The organism is Mesorhizobium sp. M1D.F.Ca.ET.231.01.1.1, from assembly GCF_003999155.2.
In the GTDB taxonomy this organism is placed as follows: Bacteria; Pseudomonadota; Alphaproteobacteria; order Rhizobiales; family Rhizobiaceae; genus Mesorhizobium.
On the sequence record NZ_RZOZ02000002.1, the window covers coordinates 231,326 to 248,333 of the forward strand.

Below are 17,008 nucleotides of genomic sequence, written 5' to 3' on the forward strand. Positions count from 1 at the left end.
TACCCGTGTAACAGGATTGAAACAGCGACCTTCGCCGCGACACCCGTCCCTGCCAACCGCCTGGCGCGCGCCGCTTCCGGCTTAGTGAACTCATGCACAGCCGGATTTCGCGAACTGTAAGCGAACTCACACAGCGCGCTGAATCGGCGTCGCAGACACTGATCTTTGAGATGCCGAGCCGGGGAAACCGATTTCAGTGACCGGGGGCGACGACGTCGGCGCGGCAGACATTCCGATCGGCGCGCCGATCCGCCCGCTTACGATCTCGAGGCTCTCGTCGCCCTGACCGATTGAGTCGCGGCCGAGATCTTCCGGGCGGCGATACGCCCCGCCACGATCGCGCCTTCGACATAGCCGGGAAATGACGGCGACAGTTCCGAAGCAGCGAAATGGACAGGTGGCGCGCCGGCAAGGATGGTACTTTCCGCATCCCTTGCCGTCACATCGACGATGAGGTCGCCATAGGCGCCACCGCTCCAGCGGTCATGTGTCCAATCGCGCTGGTTGAAATCGAGCATGTCGACCGCCTTCGGACCGAGCGCATCGGCAAGTCTTGCCCCCACTTCCGCACGCAGGGCCATCTCGCCCAACTTGCGCCAGCGCAACGCCAGCGGCCCGCCGATGAAGACGGTGAGCGCGGCGTGCTCCTCATCCCTGCTGGCGTCACAGGCAAACAAGCCTGGCAGGTCGCGCCACATCACCATGCCGCTCAATCCTCGCTCCCGCCAGAAGGGCCTGGCATAGCGCGCCACGATCTTGATAACCGCGCCGCTTTCCCAGGCGCCCAGCGCCCTGGTCAGCGCGGTCGGCAAGGCGGGCGCGAACTCGAGCTTCGCGGCCGTCGCCGGTGGCAGGGCGACAAGGACTTGGCGCGCTTCGATGACACCGCTCGCCGTGCTGACGCCGACGCCTTCGCGGCCGTGCTCGATGCGCGTGACCGGCTCGCTTAGCCGCACCCGGTCAAAGATATCGCCGGCCAGATCGTCGGCGAGCGACTGCATGGTCTCGTGCAGGGAATACTGTAGCTCCGGCGCCTCGTTGGTGATGCGACGGTCGTTGTCGATCAGGTGCCAGAGCGGCACCTTGTCGATCGCCAGGCACCACAACCCCTCGATCATCGAACGGAAGGCGGACTTGGCATCGGCCGCGTCCTTCTGGCGGCCCAGCCAGTCGGCGACGGTCAGACCGGCGATCGCCGGATCCTCAGGCTCGATACAGTTCATCCGCTCGCGGATCGCCATCGCGGCATGGTAGGTCCGCCCCGCCTGATCGACCGACATTGGCGGATGCGTGATGAAGTTGCCATCGAAATGGGTCTCGACCAATGTCTTGCCATGCGCCTGCGCCAACGCCATCAGCTCCGGCATGTCCTGGCACAGGAACTGGCCGCCGCTGTCGATCCGTTCGCCCAGCCCGTTTCGCATGGCCTCCACGCGACCGCCGACGCGATCACGCGCCTCGAACAGCAGGAAATCGGTCCCGGCGCGCTTGAGTTCGAGCGCGGCGCAGAGGCCGGTGAACCCCGCTCCAATGATCGCAACGTCGATGCTTTCGATCTTGCTGCTCAATTGCCGGCCCTGATCTGCCGGCAGTTCGACCGGCTCCCAACCGCGCAGATGAGGGTGCGGCGTTCACCCCGTCAAGCATCTTCGTTATGTCGACATGGGCCGTACCGACCAAAGGAATGGCTGAAGCGTATCGGCTAATGCATGTCGCTGCGAAATGTGCAGCGGTATCAGGGGAACGATATGCATAAAGACAAAGACCTAAAGCGCCCCGCCTGAATCCGTTTCAGCGCGACGCGCTTTGGGCCCGGTAAGTGTGGCTCACCCTATTGTTCTTTCCAGCACATTCAGCCAGTTGCGATATGCGATCTTCTCGATCAGCGCGCGCCCAAACCCACGCGCGGCCAGCGCATCGATGAGTTTCGGCAGGCCGGCGACGTCGCCGATGACGGCCGGGATCATGGCGCCGTCGAAGTCCGAACCCAGACCGACGCCGTCCTCGCCCAGCGCCTGCAAGAGCGAGTCGATGTGGCGCACCATGATGTCGAGGCCGGTGTCGGCATTCATCTTGCCGTCCTCGCGCAGGAAGCCGGTGGCGAAGTTCAGGCCCACCATCCCGCCCGTTTCGCGGATCGCGCCGAGCTGCCAGTCGGTCAGGTTGCGCGAGTGGCCGCAGATCGCATGCACATTGGAATGCGTCGCGACCAGCGGCGCGTCGCTCAACTCCGCCACGTCGCGAAAACCCTTCTCGTTGAGATGCGACAGGTCGATCATGATCCTGAGCTGGTTGCAGGCCTTGACCAGCGCCTTGCCGGCGTCGGTGAGGCCGGGCCCGGTGTCCGGCGAGGACGGAAAGCGGAACGGCACGCCGTTGCCGAAGGCGTTCGGCCGGCTCCAGACGATGCCCAGCGAACGCAGGCCGGCGGCGTGCAGCACATCGAGCATGGCAAGCTCGGGATCGATCGCCTCGACGCCTTCGATATGGAACACCGCCGCGACCGAGCCCTTCGCCATCGCCTCGCGCACCTCGCCGGCGCTGCGGCAGATGGTGAGCGCGCCGGCACGCTCCAGCCTGAACAGGATCGAGGCCATGCCGATGGTCGACGTTACCGCTTCGGCGCGCGGCAGTTCCGGCGGCAGGGGTTCGTTGTCGCTCGGCGCCGGCGGCACGGCGCTGCGCTTGGTCTTTTCGATGGGCGGCGGGAAGATCGCGAACATGCCGCCGGCAAAGCCGCCTTTTCTCGCGCGCGGCAGGTCGATATGCCCGCCCGGCGTGCCCTCGATGAACAGCTTTTCGACATCCGCTTCCTTCGACTGGTAGAGCCTCAGCAGCGTGTCGTTGTGGCCATCGAAAACGGGAATGAGGTCGGGTTCGGTCATCAGGCCATTCGCTTTTGAGGTGGCAGGTCGGGCGGGAGAAATCCGCGGGTGATCTGTCTACTTAGGCAAGATGGTCGAACTGCGCAAATGCCAGACGCGTGTTCGCATCTGTGGCTGGGTGGCGGGAATGCCTTCTCCCCTTGTGGGAGAAGGTGTCGCCGAAGGCGACGGATGAGGGGTGTTCCAGCTTGGCAAGCACGGCGATCCGTCCAGCACCCCTCAACCGTCTCGGCGCTGCGCGCCGATCCACCTTCTCCCAGAAGGGAAGAAGGGGGAACTTGCTACCGCTTCAACACATCGGCCCATTCCGGATGGCGGCGGAACTGGGCGTTGGCGAAGGGGCAGAGCGGGATGATCTTCTTGCCGGCGGCGCGCGCGTCCTCGACCGCGCGGGTTACGAGCCGAAGCCCGGCGCCCTGGCCGCGGAACACATCCGGCACCTCGGTGTGATCGATGATGAGCTGGTGCTCGCCGACCTTGGTAAAGGTCATCTCGGCCTCGGCGCCGCCGGAACCGCGCAGCACGTAGCGCCCCTTCGAGCCGCGGTCTTCCAGTTCGATCTCGGGCGGTTGGTCAGCCATTGTTCCTGTCTCCTTCGGCAGCGGACACGAGAGCGAAGAGCCGCCGCGCCGCTTCGATTTCATTCGGCCGCACCTCGTGCCCGCCGTCGTGCCATTCCACTGTGGCATCCGCGCCGTCGGCCCGCAAATGGGCTTCCAGCCGCGCGGTCAGGTTCGGGGGGCAGATCGGATCGCGCCTGCCGGCCGTGATCAGGATGCGGCGGCCGGCAAGGCTGCCCTGCACGTCCGGCTCGAACGGGATCAGCGGATGCATGAGCGCCGTGGCATCGAACAAGGTCGGCTCCGCGAACACCAGCGAGGCCAGGATGTTGGCGCCGTTGGAATAGCCGAGCCCGAACACCGCCGAAGGCTTTGCCGCCTCGACATGCGCCTTGACGAAGCCCGCCATCTTGCCCGTCGCGCGTGCAAGGTCGTCCATGTCGTAGACGCCTTCGCCGGTGCGGCGGAAGAAGCGGGCGGCGCCGTGTTCCGAGACATCGCCGCGCGGCGACACGATGGTCGCCGATGGCAGCAACTCGCGACCGAAGGACAGAAGCTGGTTCTCATCCGCCCCGGTTCCGTGGAAGACGAAAAGCAGCGGGCTGCCCGGCGAACCGGGCAGCATTTTGTGGATGTAAGCGTCCTTGCTCATGGCCTCAGTCTTCCAGCTTCTGCAGATGCTCTTCGAGATAGGGCCTCAGATGCTGATGCTGCGTCGGCAGCTTCAGCGCCTCGCCGAGATGCGCGGTGTCCTCGTCGCGGTCGAAGCCCGGCTCGTTGGTAGCGACCTCGAACAGCACGCCGCCCGGCGTACGGAAATAGATCGCCCAGAAATAGTCGCGATCGATCACCGGCGTGACGCCGTAACCCGTGTCGATCAGCGCCTTGCGCACCTCGAGCTGCCTGGCGCGATCCTCGACCGCGAAGGCGACGTGATGCACCGAGCCGGCGCCGAGATTGGCGAAGCCCGCGCCGGGCAGCGATTCGATGTCGACGACATCGGCGCCGTTGCCGTTCTTGATCGCCAGCCGGCGGATGTTGCCGGACTTGTCGACTTCCTCATAGCCCATGAACTTCATGAGCTCCTCGGTGGCGCCGCCGTCCTTCAGCCTCAGCGCAACCGAGTGGAAGCCGCGGATCGCTTCGTCGGCCGGAACTCCGCCCTTCACCCAGGGCGCTCTGCTGTCGGCCTTGTCCTCGACGAGCGCAAAGCTGTCGCCGTCGGGACCGGTGAAGGTAAGACGCTTCTCGCCGAAGCTTTCCGTACGGGCAACATTGCCCACGCCCTCGTCGGCGAAGCGCTTTTCCCAATAGCCGAGCGTGCCTTCCGGCACCGAGAAGACCGTGGTGCCGACTTCGCCGACCCCGTGCCGACCCTTGCCTATATCCGGGAACGGAAAATAGGTCATCACCGAGCCCGGGGTTCCGAATTCGTCGGCATAATAGAGGTGATAGACGTCCGGCGCGTCGAAATTGACGGTTTTCTTGACCCGGCGCAGGCCGAGCTTCTTGGTGAAGAATTCATTGTTGCGGCGCGCATCGCTCGCCATCGAGGTGACGTGATGCAGGCCCTTGATCTGGTTGAGCATGATGCTGCTCCTTCCTTATCGTTGCTGCGGCCCTCGCCGCTGTCCACGCCAATATGAGGATAGCCCCGCCGGCGGCAAAGCAGGCAAACACAGAATGGACTGTCTCATAAAAGTGAACGGACCTATGGTTCATGTTCATAAATTGAGGAAGATGCCTTCCTTGCAATGAACGGGAATTTCGGCTCCATGAGCGGCGCGCCGTTTTGAGGAGAAGACCTTGGACAACCGAGTGAGCCGCCCGAACGTTCTTCTCATCACTTGCGATCAGTGGCGCGGCGATTGCCTTTCGGCCGCCGGCCATCCGGTGGTCAGGACGCCGAACACCGACGCGCTTGCCGCCGAAGGCGTGCTCTTCCGGCGCCACTATGGCGGAGCGGCGCCCTGCTCGCCGGCCCGCGCCTGCCTCTATACCGGCCTTTACCAGATGAACAACCGCGTGTGCCGCAACGGCTCGCCGCTCGATGCCCGCCACGGCAATATCGCGCTTTCGGCGCGCGCGGCGGGTTATGACCCGACGCTGTTCGGCTACACCGATGTGGCGCCTGACCCTCGCCGGCTCGCAGCCGGCGATCCGCGCCTGAGGAGCTATGAAGGCGTGCTGCCCGGCTTCAGCGTCCGGCAGTCCCTGCCCGAGCATCAGAAGCAATGGCTGTCCTGGCTGAGAATGCAGGGCATCGACGCCAGCGCCGGCAGCCCCGGCATCCATCGTCCGGCGGGCGAGCGAGGCAAGACCGGAGGCGATGTGAGCAACGCGCTGCCGGTCTACTCGAAGGACCAGACGCCGACCGCCTTCCTGGCCGGCGAATTCATTCGCTGGCTTGGCGAGCAGGGTGCGCCCTGGTTCGCGCACATCTCCTTCATCAGCCCACACCCGCCGTTCATCGTGCCCGAGCCCTACAACACCATGTACGATCCGGCCGACGGTCCCGCTTTCCGGCGCGCGGCGACCTGGCAGGCCGAGGCCGAAAGCCATCCCTATCTCGCCTACGATCTGGGCCTGCAGAAGCGGACCAAGTTCGTTCCCGGCATCGAGGGCAAGGTGCCGGACTGGAGCGAGGAAAACTTCCGCCGCATCCGCGCAATCTATTACGGCATGATCTCCGAGCTCGACGCGCAGCTCGGCCGCATCTGGGAAGCGCTGAAGGCGGCCGGCAGCTGGGACGACACTGTGATCGTGCTCACCTCCGACCACGCCGAGATGATGGGCGACCATTTCATGCTCGGCAAAGGCGGCTTCTTCGACGCCAGCTACCACATCCCGCTGATCATCCGCGATCCGAGCCGCAGAGCGGTGGCCGGCGCATCCGTCGACCGCTTCACCGAAGCCGTCGACATCTTTCCGACTTTGCTCGACCTGATCGGCGCGGCACCCGAACCGCATCTCGACGGCAGGTCGCTGGCGCCGTGGCTCGACGGCAAGCAGCCGACCGACTGGCGCGAGGCCGCGCATTGGGAATTCGATTTCCGCGAGATCGCCGACGGCAAAGCCGAGCATCATTTCGGCATCGGCTCGCGCGACTGCAACCTGGCTGTCCTGCGCAGCGACGACTTCAAATATATCCATTTCGGTGGCGGCCTACCGCCGCTGTTGTTCGACCTTGCAAAGGATCCCGGCGAGCTGCGCAACGTCGCGAACGACCCCGCCTACCTGCCGGCGCGACTGGAATTCGCCGAGAGGATGCTGGCTTGGCGCGCCAGGCATCTCGACCAGTCGCTGGCGCTGGCGGAGCTTACGGAGAATGGCGTGGTCGGCCACGTGGCCAAGGCAGTAGGGCAGTAGGGCAGTATGTCGAGACGGTGTCTCCTGCTGCCCTACTGCCCTACTGCCCTGTTCCCTATTTCAGAATCATCCGCTGCTGGTCGCGCTTCGTGGCATAGGTGCCCTTGTCATAGGCCGTCTGCGCCTGCAGCTGCTCCTTGGTGAAGTTGGTGTAGAGATATTTCTTGCCGTCCTTGTCGGTCATGAATTTGAGCTTGTCCATGCCGACCGCCACTTCCTTGGCGCCGATGCCGAGGAAGCCGCCAACGTCGACGATCACGGCGTCCGGCTTGTTGTCCTTCAGCACGACATCGCCGATTGTGCCGATCTTGGCGTCGTTGGCGCCATAGACGGTGGCGCCCTTCAGATCGTCGCCCCGGATATTGTCCATCGGCATTTCGGTCAGGGTCGACTTGTCGATCGAAGCTGTCTGCGTCGTGTCGGTGGCTGACGTGCCGGAGTCCGCAGGCTTCGTCTCGGTGGTCGCCTGCGCAGTTTGGGCTGGCTTAGCCTCCTTGCCGGCCGTGGTGTCGGACGACGCCACAGCGGGCGTTGTGGTAGGTGGCGTCTCGTTCGACGCAGCAGTGCTTGTCGAGGCCGGCGCCGGATCGTAAGCCTTGCGGTTGAAGTCCGGCTGCGCCTGCAGCTCCTCCTTCGTCGTCTCGGCAACCAGCCAGCGGTCGCCGTTCTTTTCTGCCCATTTTGCCTTGGCGAAGTCATAGGTGACGTTCTTTTCACCGATGCCAAGAAAGCCGCCCACGCCGATGACGAGCGACTCGGCCTTGCCATCCTTGGCAAGCACGATGTCGTTCACATCGCCGATCTTTTGGGCGTCATCGGCGGTGCCATTGTAGACAGACTCGCCCATGATGTTGGTGGCGAGATTGCCGTCCGCCTTCTTCACCGGTTCAGCCGGCTGAGCGGGCGCCTGCGCCGTTCCAGTGGTTGCAGGCTGGGTAGCATCTGCCGATTGCGCCGGGGCCGGATCGTATGGCTTGCGGTCGAACGCAGGCTGGGCATTCAGCTCGTCCTTAGTCGTCTTGGCCACCAGCCACCGGTCGCCGTTCTTCTCGGCCCACTCGAGCTTGCTATAGTCAAAGGCAACGTCCTTCGTGCCGACGCCAAGAAAACCGCCGACACCGATGATTGCGGACTTGGCCTTGCCGCTTGCGTCGAAGACGACATCGTCGACCTTGCCGATATTCTGAGCGTCGTTGCCCGTGCCATTGTAAACGGATTCGCCAATGATGTTGGTCACTAGGGCGCCATCCGCGCGGATCACTGACGCGGGGTTTTCGGCGGCAGGCGGCTGTGCCGGCGTTGCCGTCTGGGCGAAGGCCCCGGTTGCAACCAGCGTCGCAAGCGCGGTCGTCGCAAAAAGGGTGCGGATCATGATGGTTCCTCCTCGTGCCTGGTTGGTGCACGCCGCACTACGGGCCTTTGGCTACGCCGGCCCGATGCGGCACTGTTCCACGATTTCACAACGTCGTGAGCGGGGGCTTGTTCCAAAACAGCGGCCGGCACTGGCCCTGCCGGGTTTCCTGGCCGGCAAGGAACCTTTCGGCGGCGGTTTTCGTTTCAGCCTGCGGCTGAGGGGTCATTCAGCCAAGGGATTGCAAGGAACGGAGCGGGGCATGCGTTTTGCGGCGGTGCTGAACCAGGACGGCGGCACGCTGCGCACGATCGACATCTCAGCCTTTGCCGATCGTCTGCGCCAGACGCTGGAAGCGGCAGGCCATTCGGTTGAGGTCGACATCGTTGCCGGCCGCGAAGTCGCCACGGCATTGGAAACGGCCATAGCGAAGCGGAACATCGACGTCGTGATCGCTGGAGGCGGTGACGGCACGATTTCGGCGGCGGCGTCCCTTCTCATGAACAAGAAAAAGGCCCTGGCCATATTGCCGGCGGGCACGATGAATCTCTTTGCGCGCGGGCTCGGCATCCCGCAGACACTGGATGCGGCGCTGAAATCCTTCGCCGGGGGCGAGGTGATGGCCGTCGACATGGCAAGCGCCAACGGCCAGCCATTCGTGCATCAGTTTTCGATCGGCATGCATGCGAGGATGGTGCAGCTTCGGGCGAATATGGATTTCGGTTCGCGGCTGGGAAAGATGCGGGCTTCCGTTCGCGCGGCATGGGCAACGATCAAGAACCCGCGTACCCTCAAGGTCACCTTGAGCATCGGCAACGCCGAGATCGTCACCCGCACGACCGGCATCGGCATCAGCAACAATCTGTTCGGCGAAGGCCATCTGCCTTACGCTGACAATCCGGCGGGTGGCGTGCTGGGCATCTATGTCAGCGTCGCGCGTCGACGTCACCACCTGGCGAAGCTGCTCCTCGACATGCTGCGCGGCCGATGGCGCGACAGCGAGCATGTCGAGATCCATCAGGCCGACAAGGCCGTTCTCAGGATCCATTCGCCGACGAGGAAATTCAGCGCGGTCATGGATGGAGAGCTGGTCAGGCTGGAACGCGAGACGGTGATCGAAATCCATCCCCGCGCCTTGAACGTGCTGGTTCCGGCAAGCAATGCGCAGGCCAAGGCGGCATGATGATGCGATCAGCCGCCTTGCGGGGATTTCTGCCCGGCAGCCGGCGCCTCAGGCACGCTCTGGTCGCTCGTCGGGCTCTTAATCACCTCGCCATAGATCTCGACCGCCGCCCAGGCGATAAAGGCCAGCAAAAGCCCGGCGACGAGGATTCTCAGCGCGTGCCAGCCCCAGTGCCCCTGGCGGGCTTTGTCTTCAGGAACGATCTTGGTCATTATTGGCCTCCATGTTGCGTGGCGGCGGGCGCGGCATGGTCGGGTAACGGGCCCTTTCAGGGAAGGTTCCGAAACCGCGGGCGAGGTTCGGCAGCGATCGGGCCGCCGCTTGTCGCGGGGCGTGGCGCATGGGGGATTGGTGGGTAGCAAGGCAGCCAGCTTGCCGGCCGACGTCAGCCGCTTCGTCGAGGATGCGGGCCGGCTTGGCGTGCTTCGCGGCCTCAGGGCCGTGGACACGGCCGGCGATCCCGACTTCGACCGCATCGGCGGTCTCGCCGCCGCGATACTCGAAACGCCGGTCGCGCTGGTGACGCTGGTCGACACCGATCGCCATTGGTTCAAGTCGCGGCTGGGCTTCGACGAGAGGCAGACGCCGACCGCCATCTCGTTCTGCGCCCATGCCATTGCCGCCGGCGACGATCCCATGGTGGTCACCGACGCCACGCTCGATCCGCGCTTTGCCGGCAATCCGCTGGTCACCGGCAGAGAGCATATCCGTTTCTACGCCGGCGCGCCGGTGATCGTTGCCGGCGTCAGGGTCGGCACGCTTTGCGTGCTCGATCGGAAGCCGAGGGCGTTTCCGGCCGACGAGAAGATCGCGCAGTTGAAGACGCTGGCCGAGCTTGCCGCCAGCCTGTTCGTGCTCAAGGACGCCACGCGCAACGGCGCCATCGCCCAGGCGCAGCTGGCACGCGAGGAAAAGCGCCGCGCGATCGCGCTCGACGCTGCCTCGCTGGCGAGCTGGGCCTGGGACATCCGCACCGACATGATCGACTGCGACGCGCTTTTGGCGGAGCTTTTCAACCTGCCGCCGTCCAACCGGCTCAAGGCAAAGGACATCCTGCGCGCCATCGATCCCCGCGACGTCTATCAGACCGAGACGCGCTTCCGCGACGCGCTGAGCGGCAGTGACGACTATTTTGGCGAATATCGCGTCAAGGGGCTTCATCCGGTCCGCTGGATCGCGACGCGCGGACGCGTCGTCGAGCGCGACAGCGACGGCAGGCCGACGCTTATCTTCGGCGTCAACTACGACATCACCGAGCGCAAGCTCGGCGACGAGCGCCAGCGCCTGTTGCTTCGCGAGCTGAACCATCGCGTCAAGAACACGCTGGCGACGGTCCAGGCCCTGGCGACGCAGACCGTGCGCCATGCCCGCCAGCCGAGCGAGTTTCTCGAAGCCTTCAGCGCCAGGCTGCAGGCGCTTGGCGCCGCCCACGGTTTGCTGTCGGACCGCGAATGGCGCGGCATCGGGATCGCCGAGCTGGCAAGGATCGAGGCAAAGGCCTTCGACGCCGGCGGCCGGTCCCGCATAAGGATCTCCGGCCCCGATCTCCTGCTCTCGCCGGATCAGGCCGTTGGGCTGGGCTTGATCCTGCATGAGCTCGCCAGCAACGCGCTGAGATACGGATCGCTTTCGGTTCCGACCGGAAAAGTCGATCTGGAATGGAAAACACAGGGTCGAAAGGGCGCGAGACGGCTGGTGCTGACCTGGCGCGAGACCGGCGGCCCCAAGGTCGAGCCCCCCGATCGCCACGGCTTCGGCTCCATCCTGATCCGGCGCAGCCTGGCCAAGGTCATCGACAGCGAGGTGACCCACGAATATCGTCCCGGCGGCGTCTTTGCCGAGATAGCGATGCCGCTCGAGCCGCTGCTGAAGTGACGAAAGACAAATCGCGGTTCGGCGTTCCTGCCTGACGCTGAACCGCTTAAGATCCACTGCCGGAATCCGGATCGCCGGGCCCGGGCTTCACATTCTCACGGTAGATGGCGTAGGCGGCGAGCGCGATCGCGGGGGCGAGAAGCGCCCCCAGGCCACCCTTGCTCTTGGCCAGCGCCGGAAGCAGCGCGAGCGCCGCGGTGATACCGACGGCCGTCATGTCGGCCTTTCGCCTTCGCGCGCGTCGCCGCGCCCGCATACCGGCGGTCAGCCTGTGGATCGCCAGAATGAGCGCCGCCAACACCAGGAACCCCACGCCGAAGCCCAGGGAAGTCGCCAGCGCGCCGTAGCGCCCGGCCAACCAGATGTAGGTGGCGCCGACGAGGAAGCCGACGCCGCACAGGGCAAAAACACCGGCAAGCCCGTAGAGGATTGCCGTCATGCGCGCTCTTTGCAAAGCGGCCGTCGCCTCGCCGGAAGCAAGGGCCGAGATCAGCGAAGCCAGCGTCCCCATATGCGGGCTAGCGGCGCGAGAGCAGAGCGAACAGGAAGCCCACTCCCGCGGCGATCGCCAGCGATGTCACCGGCTTTTCGCGGACGCTGGCTATCAACTGCGCTTCCAGGTCCTGGGCGCTTCCGCGCACGCTTTCGAACGCTGCTTCGCCTTGCGCGCGCAACTGCTCGACGCCCTCGGTGGCCGCTCGCCGCGCCGCGCCGTAGCCGTCGTCCCTGGTCTTGGCCAATTGCCTGGTGAGCTCTTCGATGTCGGCCTTCAACTGCCGGATGTCGGCCTCGAGGTCGGTGTTGGAGGGAGCATCCGTTGCGGATCTGCCTGAGGCGGTCGCCATTGCTTAACTCCTTAAGTTCGCTTCGCTTCCAACGCCCGGTCGAGACCAGGGTTCCGTACCTCGCAGCCCGGGTCCTTCAGATCAGCGGCCTGCGCTCCTCACCCAGGCCTTCCCAACCGGCGAGGTCCTTCAACCCTTCTTGGTCGATGATCTCGCAACCGCCGTCGCGCCACGCAATCAGCTTGCGGTCGATCAGCTTGCGGATCGTCTTGTTGGTGTGCACCAGCGAAAGGCCGAGCGTATCGGCGATATGCTGTTGCGTGATCGGGATCTGCATCGGCTTCTTGCTTTCCAGGCTTGCGCCCCGGGCGCGGCTGGAGATGAAGGCAACGAGATAGGCCGTGCGCTCCAGCGCCGAGCGCCGGCCGATGCTCAGCAGGTTTTCATCGAGCATGCGTTCCTCGCGCGATGCCATCCAGGTGATGTCATAGCCCAGGCCCGGGTAGTTGCGGTAGAGCTCGTGCAACTGGTCGCGCTCGAAGACGCACAGCAGCATCGGCGACAAGGCCTCGACGGAATGCTGCATCTCGCCCATCAGGCTGCCCTGCAGGCCGATGAGATCGCCCGGCATGGAATAGTTGAGGATTTGCCGCCGCCCGTCGGGTAGCAGCTTGTAGCGGAATGCCCAGCCCGAGAGGACGGTATAGAGATGAGCGCTGTGGCTGCCTTCGACCAGCACCGTCGCGCCCTTGTCGACCGCGAGCTCTCCCTTCTTGAAGCCGCTGATGAATGACAGCTCCTGGCTTTCGAATTCGCGAAAAGCCGGCAGCGGCCGCAGCGGACATTTCTCGCAAGGGTATTGGCGGCTGGAAACGGAAGGTGCGCTCTGGCCGGACATTTCGACCCCTCTTCGAAATCCCTCCCCCGATCGGGCGAATGGAAACGCTCCACGCGCACCGAGGTTCCGCCGTTCACGGCAATGCATCACCCGGTCATGTCTTTTTTAAATGACAGAGACCCAAATACCGCGCATGACTGCGGGCCTTATAGGAGTCGCCGACACGTGCCCTCATTGCTGGACGGATTGCGCATCCTGGTTGTAGAGGATGAATTCCTGATCGCCATGGATGTCGAACAGCTGTGCCGGGACCATGGTGCCGCCGATGTCGCCATCGCCCGCGGATTGACCGAGATCGACGAGCAGGACCTGCCGTCGCGCTTCGACGCGGCCGTCGTCGACCTGATGCTGGACGGCGTTTCGACCCTCGATTTTGCCGGGCGACTGCGCAGCACGGGCGTTCCGTTCGTCTTTGCCACCGGCTATTCGGACTCGGACGACCTCAGGGACTCCTTTCCCGAGATACGGCTGATCGGCAAGCCCTTTTCGGGCGAAGACCTGGTCACGGCCCTGGCTGCCGCCTGCGGGCGCGCGGCGGCCGCCTGAACGGGTTGATTCGCCACAGGGAACGATATTCGATGCGGCGCGACGTCAGGCCGCGTTCGAACCGGTCACCTGCGCCGAGATCGCATCGGGGCCGTATTCGTCCTCGCCGGAAATCTTGAGGATATCCTGCAGCCGGGCGCGCGCCCGGCTGACCCGGCTCTTGATGGTGCCGACTGCGCAACCGCAGATCTCGGCCGCCTCTTCGTAGGAAAAGCCGGACGCGCCGATGAGGATGATGGCTTCGCGCTGATCCTCCGGCAGCTGCTCCAGCGCGCCGCGAAAATCCTTGAGGTCGAGCTGGCCGTGCTGCGCCGGGTGGACGGCAAGCCTGGCGGTCATGATGCCGTCGCTGTCCTGCACCTCGCGGCCGCGCTTGCGCATCTGCGAATAGAATTCGTTGCGCAGGATGGTGAACAGCCAGGCTTTGAGGTTAGTGCCCGGCTGGAAGCTCTCATGCTTGTCCCACGCCTTGACCAGCGTTTCCTGGACAAGGTCGTCCGCCTTGTCCGCATTCTGCGTCAGCGATACCGCAAAGGCGCGCAGGCTCGGGATCGCGCCGAGCAGCTCGGTCTTGAAGCTCTGGGAGACCGCCGCCATGCCTCAGTCCTTTTTCTCGGCGGGTTCGGCCTTTTCCAGCTGGCTGAGCAACTGAGCGAATCGATCCGGCACCTGATCGGAAACCAGATCGTCGTAATATTGTTTGAGCTTGCGGGCAATTTCGGAGTTCGGTCCGAGCGGATTGCCACCCCCATTCCGGTGCCTGCCCATGGCGCCAGTCGTTGAATTCTTTGACATTTCTTTCATATTTGCCCTAATTCCCAAGCACCCGAAACCGCTCTAGAACCACAGACCACAACGCAAGCGGCACCTTTGTCTGGTTGCCCATCCCGAAATCCCCAAACGTCCGCTTCCTAATTTAGTTCCACGCCCGGCGGAACTTTTTCAGAAAGCCGACGTTGGTTTGCCGGGGTTCGCGACCTGTCTGGCCTAATGGAAATGCAACAGCGTCATCTGAGGGAGACGTCGAATATGAGCCTATCCGCAACCATCGCTCCTCACCTGCCGTTCCTTCGCCGTTTCTCGCGCGCCGTGTCGGGATCCCAGGAAAGCGGTGACGCGTTGGTCGCCGCGTTGCTGGAAGCCATTATCGCCGACACCGACGTCTTCCCCAAGGCATCGAGCGATCGCATCGCGCTGTACAAGGTCTTCGCCAGGCTCTTCACCTCGATTGCCATCCGCGTGCCGCAGGAGCATGCGCAGACCGCCTGGGAGCAGCGGGCGGCCGCCAATCTGAACGCGATCGCGCCGCGGCCGCGGCAGGCCTTCCTGCTGGTCGCCGTGGAAGGTTTCAGCGAGGACGAGGCGGCGGAAATCCTCGACGCCGACGAACAGGAATTCTCGGAATTGCTTGCCCAGGCAAGCAGCGAGATCTCCCGCCAGGTCGCGACCGACGTGCTGATCATCGAGGACGAGCCGCTGATCGCCATGGACATCGAGGAGATGGTCGAAAGCCTCGGCCATCGCGTTGTTGGCACCGCGCGCACGCATGCCGAGGCGGTGGCGATTTTCGGCAAGACGCGTCCGAAAATGGTCCTGGCCGACATCCAGCTCGCCGATGGCAGCTCGGGCATCGAGGCGGTGAACGAGATCCTGTCCTCGACACCGGTGCCGGTGATCTTCATCACCGCTTTCCCCGAACGCCTGTTGACCGGCGAGCGCCCGGAACCGGCGTTTCTGGTGACCAAGCCGTTCAATCCCGAGATGGTCAAGGCCTTGATCAGCCAGGCGCTTTTCTTCGACCGCCAGGCAAAAGCCGCAGCCTGACCCTATCCGTGCCGACGACCGATATTTCATGCGAGGGTCCCGCCTCGCATGAGGCTGGCGGTGCCTGATCGGCAACTGCTTCCAGGGGTCGTCTTTTTCCGCAAATGGTGGAACAAACGCTATCCAACCACGTTTTTCAGGTCATCAGAAGGAGATGTATCATGCTGTACTGGGCGCTCGTTTTTCTTGTGGTCGCGATTATCGCCGGCGCGCTTGGGTTCGGCGGCGTTGCCGGCACATCGGCTGGCATCGCGCAGATCTTGTTCTTCATCTTCCTTGCCTTCCTGGTGATTTCGCTTATCGCCGGCCTCTTCAGACGGGTCTGACGCGAGAACGCCGAACACTGGAAGCCGCACCCCTCAAACGGTTTCCAGCTACCGCCGGGCGGTGTCTCCAAAGGGCATCGTCCGGCGGACCGCTTTTGGGGCTACGCGCAGCCTCGGCGTGTCAAAACCGGGGGCGGTAACCCGACTTAGCCGTTCAAGCCTGGATGCGGGAAGTATTGGATGCGTTCCAAGGCCTCGGAGAAAGACGATACGGAAAGACGCAGCGATGAAGTGATCGCGATGCATCCGGCGGAAAGCGGGATGCAGCTCGGGCGCGCGCTGCTCCATGCGCTGCACAATGCTGGAATTTCGGTCCTCTACCAGGATCGTGAAATGAAAACCGTCTGGGCCCGCAACATGCGCGCGCCGTGGGCATCCGAGACAGCCGACGGCAAGGATTTGCTGTCCCCCGCACAGGCCGAGCGCATAGGCGCGGCCAAGCGCAAGGTGGTTGAAACCGGCAACGCCGATCGCCTCGAGCTCGGCATTCCCGACAATGACGGCGTGCGCTGGTTCCATATCTGGATCGATGCCGATCGCAGCGACTCCGGCGAAGTCCAGGGCGTCGTCACCACCATGGTCGAGACGACGGAGCAGAAACGCCGCGAGCAGACGCTGAAGACGCTGCTGCGGGAGGTCAGCCATCGCTCGAAGAACCTTCTGGCCATCATCCAGAGCATAGCCACCCAGACCGGGCGCTACTCCGAGACGCTTGGCGACTTCCTGACGCGCTTTCGCGGACGCCTCCAGTCGCTCGCATCGTCTCAAGATCTGGTGACATCCTCCAACTGGCGGGGAGCTGCGCTTCGGGAGCTCGTATCCGGCCAGGTCGGCCGCTATAGCGCCGATCCAGGTCGCAGCTTGCGTTTCGATGGCGAGAACCCTTACCTCAATCCGAACGCCGCCCTGCATATCGGGCTTGCCATGCATGAACTGGCCGTGAATTCGGTAAGTTACGGCGCCCTGTCGCGGCCCGACGGCCGGATCAAGGTAAGCGCCAGGATCGCCGCCGGCAGCGAGACCTCGCCCGGTCTTTTGCTGATATGGGCCGAAAAGATCGGCGCCGGCCGGCGCGACGAAAAACGCTTTGGCAGCGTCGCTCTCGAACGTGTTGTGCCGACGTCGCTGAATGGCTCGGCCACCCTCGATATCAACGAGGATCGTCTCGAATACCGCCTCACGATCCCGCGCGGCAATTTCGAGATAGAGTGAACCGCCGCGTCGCCATTCGCCGGCGAGCCTTAACCGGCTGTTCACCATAAAGTCCGATTCTGTTCCCGGCTGAAAGCAACTCCGGGAAAAGCGTTCGACGGATTTTCGTCTGGAGTTGTGCAGAAACAAACACCTGGAGCGGGTCGGCGGCCCCATCGAACGCTGAACCGCGCGGGTGCGCCGGAACCCAATCG

The 17,008-nt window shown here is 64.1% G+C and carries 19 protein-coding genes; 7 read left to right on the plus strand and 12 right to left on the minus strand.

Annotation, left to right across the window (positions count from 1 at the left end; translation table 11 throughout):
• Positions 1 to 257: 257 nt before the first annotated feature.
• The 5 genes from EN874_RS07470 to EN874_RS07490 all read right to left on the minus strand — a co-directional run bounded on the left by EN874_RS07470 (position 258) and on the right by EN874_RS07490 (position 5,034).
• Positions 258 to 1,568: a flavin monoamine oxidase family protein gene (locus EN874_RS07470; RefSeq protein ID WP_127425996.1), complete on the minus strand. Its 1,311-nt coding sequence runs from the start codon at positions 1,566 to 1,568 to the stop codon at positions 258 to 260.
• A gap of 258 nt (positions 1,569 to 1,826) precedes the next feature.
• Positions 1,827 to 2,885, minus strand: coding sequence for a dipeptidase (locus EN874_RS07475; protein ID WP_127425995.1), 1,059 nt, complete (start codon positions 2,883 to 2,885; stop codon positions 1,827 to 1,829).
• A 281-nt stretch (positions 2,886 to 3,166) separates the two neighbouring features.
• Positions 3,167 to 3,466, minus strand: a complete 300-nt coding sequence (locus tag EN874_RS07480; protein WP_127425994.1) for a GNAT family N-acetyltransferase — start codon at positions 3,464 to 3,466, stop codon at positions 3,167 to 3,169.
• Positions 3,459 to 4,097, minus strand: a complete 639-nt coding sequence (locus tag EN874_RS07485; protein WP_127425993.1) for an alpha/beta hydrolase — start codon at positions 4,095 to 4,097, stop codon at positions 3,459 to 3,461. Before EN874_RS07485 ends, EN874_RS07480 begins: the two co-directional genes overlap by 8 nt.
• A 4-nt stretch (positions 4,098 to 4,101) precedes the next feature.
• Positions 4,102 to 5,034, minus strand: coding sequence for a VOC family protein (locus tag EN874_RS07490; RefSeq protein WP_127425992.1), 933 nt, complete (start codon positions 5,032 to 5,034; stop codon positions 4,102 to 4,104).
• A gap of 217 nt (positions 5,035 to 5,251) precedes the next feature.
• On the opposite strand from EN874_RS07490, the gene EN874_RS07495 reads away from it, so the two are divergent.
• A complete protein-coding gene (locus EN874_RS07495; protein ID WP_189394106.1) occupies positions 5,252 to 6,814 on the plus strand; it encodes an alkaline phosphatase family protein in 1,563 nt (520 codons plus the stop codon).
• Positions 6,815 to 6,869: 55 nt separating this feature from the next.
• Here EN874_RS07495 and EN874_RS07500 read toward each other — a convergent pair whose 3' ends face one another.
• A complete protein-coding gene (locus EN874_RS07500) occupies positions 6,870 to 8,186 on the minus strand; it encodes a PRC-barrel domain-containing protein (protein WP_127425991.1) in 1,317 nt (438 codons plus the stop codon).
• Between the two features lie 241 nt (positions 8,187 to 8,427).
• Here EN874_RS07500 and EN874_RS07505 point away from each other — a divergent pair, with 241 nt between their 5' ends.
• The gene (locus EN874_RS07505) at positions 8,428 to 9,348 is read left to right on the plus strand and encodes a diacylglycerol kinase family protein (protein WP_127425990.1); all 921 of its coding nucleotides are present in this window, start codon (positions 8,428 to 8,430) and stop codon (positions 9,346 to 9,348) included.
• Between the two features lie 8 nt (positions 9,349 to 9,356).
• Here the strand turns inward: EN874_RS07505 and EN874_RS07510 are convergent, their stop codons facing one another.
• Complete coding sequence (locus tag EN874_RS07510) at positions 9,357 to 9,560, minus strand: hypothetical protein (RefSeq protein WP_126087240.1); 204 nt, start codon at positions 9,558 to 9,560, stop codon at positions 9,357 to 9,359.
• 139 nt (positions 9,561 to 9,699) lie between these two features.
• On the opposite strand from EN874_RS07510, the gene EN874_RS07515 reads away from it, so the two are divergent.
• Positions 9,700 to 11,223: an HWE histidine kinase domain-containing protein gene (locus EN874_RS07515; RefSeq protein WP_127425989.1), complete on the plus strand. Its 1,524-nt coding sequence runs from the start codon at positions 9,700 to 9,702 to the stop codon at positions 11,221 to 11,223.
• Between the two features lie 46 nt (positions 11,224 to 11,269).
• Here EN874_RS07515 and EN874_RS07520 read toward each other — a convergent pair whose 3' ends face one another.
• The 3 genes from EN874_RS07520 to EN874_RS07530 form a co-directional block, all read right to left on the minus strand.
• Positions 11,270 to 11,734, minus strand: coding sequence for a phage holin family protein (locus tag EN874_RS07520; protein ID WP_127425988.1), 465 nt, complete (start codon positions 11,732 to 11,734; stop codon positions 11,270 to 11,272).
• A gap of 7 nt (positions 11,735 to 11,741) precedes the next feature.
• A complete protein-coding gene (locus EN874_RS07525; RefSeq protein ID WP_126087237.1) occupies positions 11,742 to 12,068 on the minus strand; it encodes a DUF883 family protein in 327 nt (108 codons plus the stop codon).
• A 76-nt stretch (positions 12,069 to 12,144) separates the two neighbouring features.
• Entirely contained in the window at positions 12,145 to 12,906 is a 762-nt protein-coding gene (locus EN874_RS07530) for a Crp/Fnr family transcriptional regulator (protein ID WP_127425987.1), read from the minus strand.
• Positions 12,907 to 13,071: 165 nt separating this feature from the next.
• Here EN874_RS07530 and EN874_RS07535 point away from each other — a divergent pair, with 165 nt between their 5' ends.
• Complete coding sequence (locus EN874_RS07535; protein ID WP_245513509.1) at positions 13,072 to 13,452, plus strand: response regulator; 381 nt, start codon at positions 13,072 to 13,074, stop codon at positions 13,450 to 13,452.
• 45 nt (positions 13,453 to 13,497) lie between these two features.
• Here EN874_RS07535 and EN874_RS07540 read toward each other — a convergent pair whose 3' ends face one another.
• Both EN874_RS07540 and EN874_RS07545 read right to left on the minus strand, forming a co-directional pair.
• Complete coding sequence (locus tag EN874_RS07540) at positions 13,498 to 14,049, minus strand: RNA polymerase sigma factor (RefSeq protein WP_040973662.1); 552 nt, start codon at positions 14,047 to 14,049, stop codon at positions 13,498 to 13,500.
• A gap of 3 nt (positions 14,050 to 14,052) precedes the next feature.
• Positions 14,053 to 14,256, minus strand: a complete 204-nt coding sequence (locus tag EN874_RS07545; protein ID WP_126089684.1) for a NepR family anti-sigma factor — start codon at positions 14,254 to 14,256, stop codon at positions 14,053 to 14,055.
• Between the two features lie 225 nt (positions 14,257 to 14,481).
• Here EN874_RS07545 and EN874_RS07550 point away from each other — a divergent pair, with 225 nt between their 5' ends.
• From EN874_RS07550 to EN874_RS07560, 3 genes are all read left to right on the plus strand, one after another.
• Positions 14,482 to 15,276 carry a response regulator gene (locus tag EN874_RS07550; RefSeq protein ID WP_126087235.1) on the plus strand — a complete coding sequence of 265 codons (795 nt, stop codon included), beginning with the start codon at positions 14,482 to 14,484 and terminating at the stop codon, positions 15,274 to 15,276.
• Between the two features lie 161 nt (positions 15,277 to 15,437).
• Positions 15,438 to 15,602 (plus strand): DUF1328 domain-containing protein, encoded by a 165-nt coding sequence (locus tag EN874_RS07555; RefSeq protein WP_126087234.1) that lies wholly within the window; start codon positions 15,438 to 15,440, stop codon positions 15,600 to 15,602.
• 180 nt (positions 15,603 to 15,782) lie between these two features.
• Positions 15,783 to 16,814: a PAS domain-containing sensor histidine kinase gene (locus tag EN874_RS07560; RefSeq protein WP_127425986.1), complete on the plus strand. Its 1,032-nt coding sequence runs from the start codon at positions 15,783 to 15,785 to the stop codon at positions 16,812 to 16,814.
• Positions 16,815 to 17,008 lie beyond the last annotated feature (194 nt).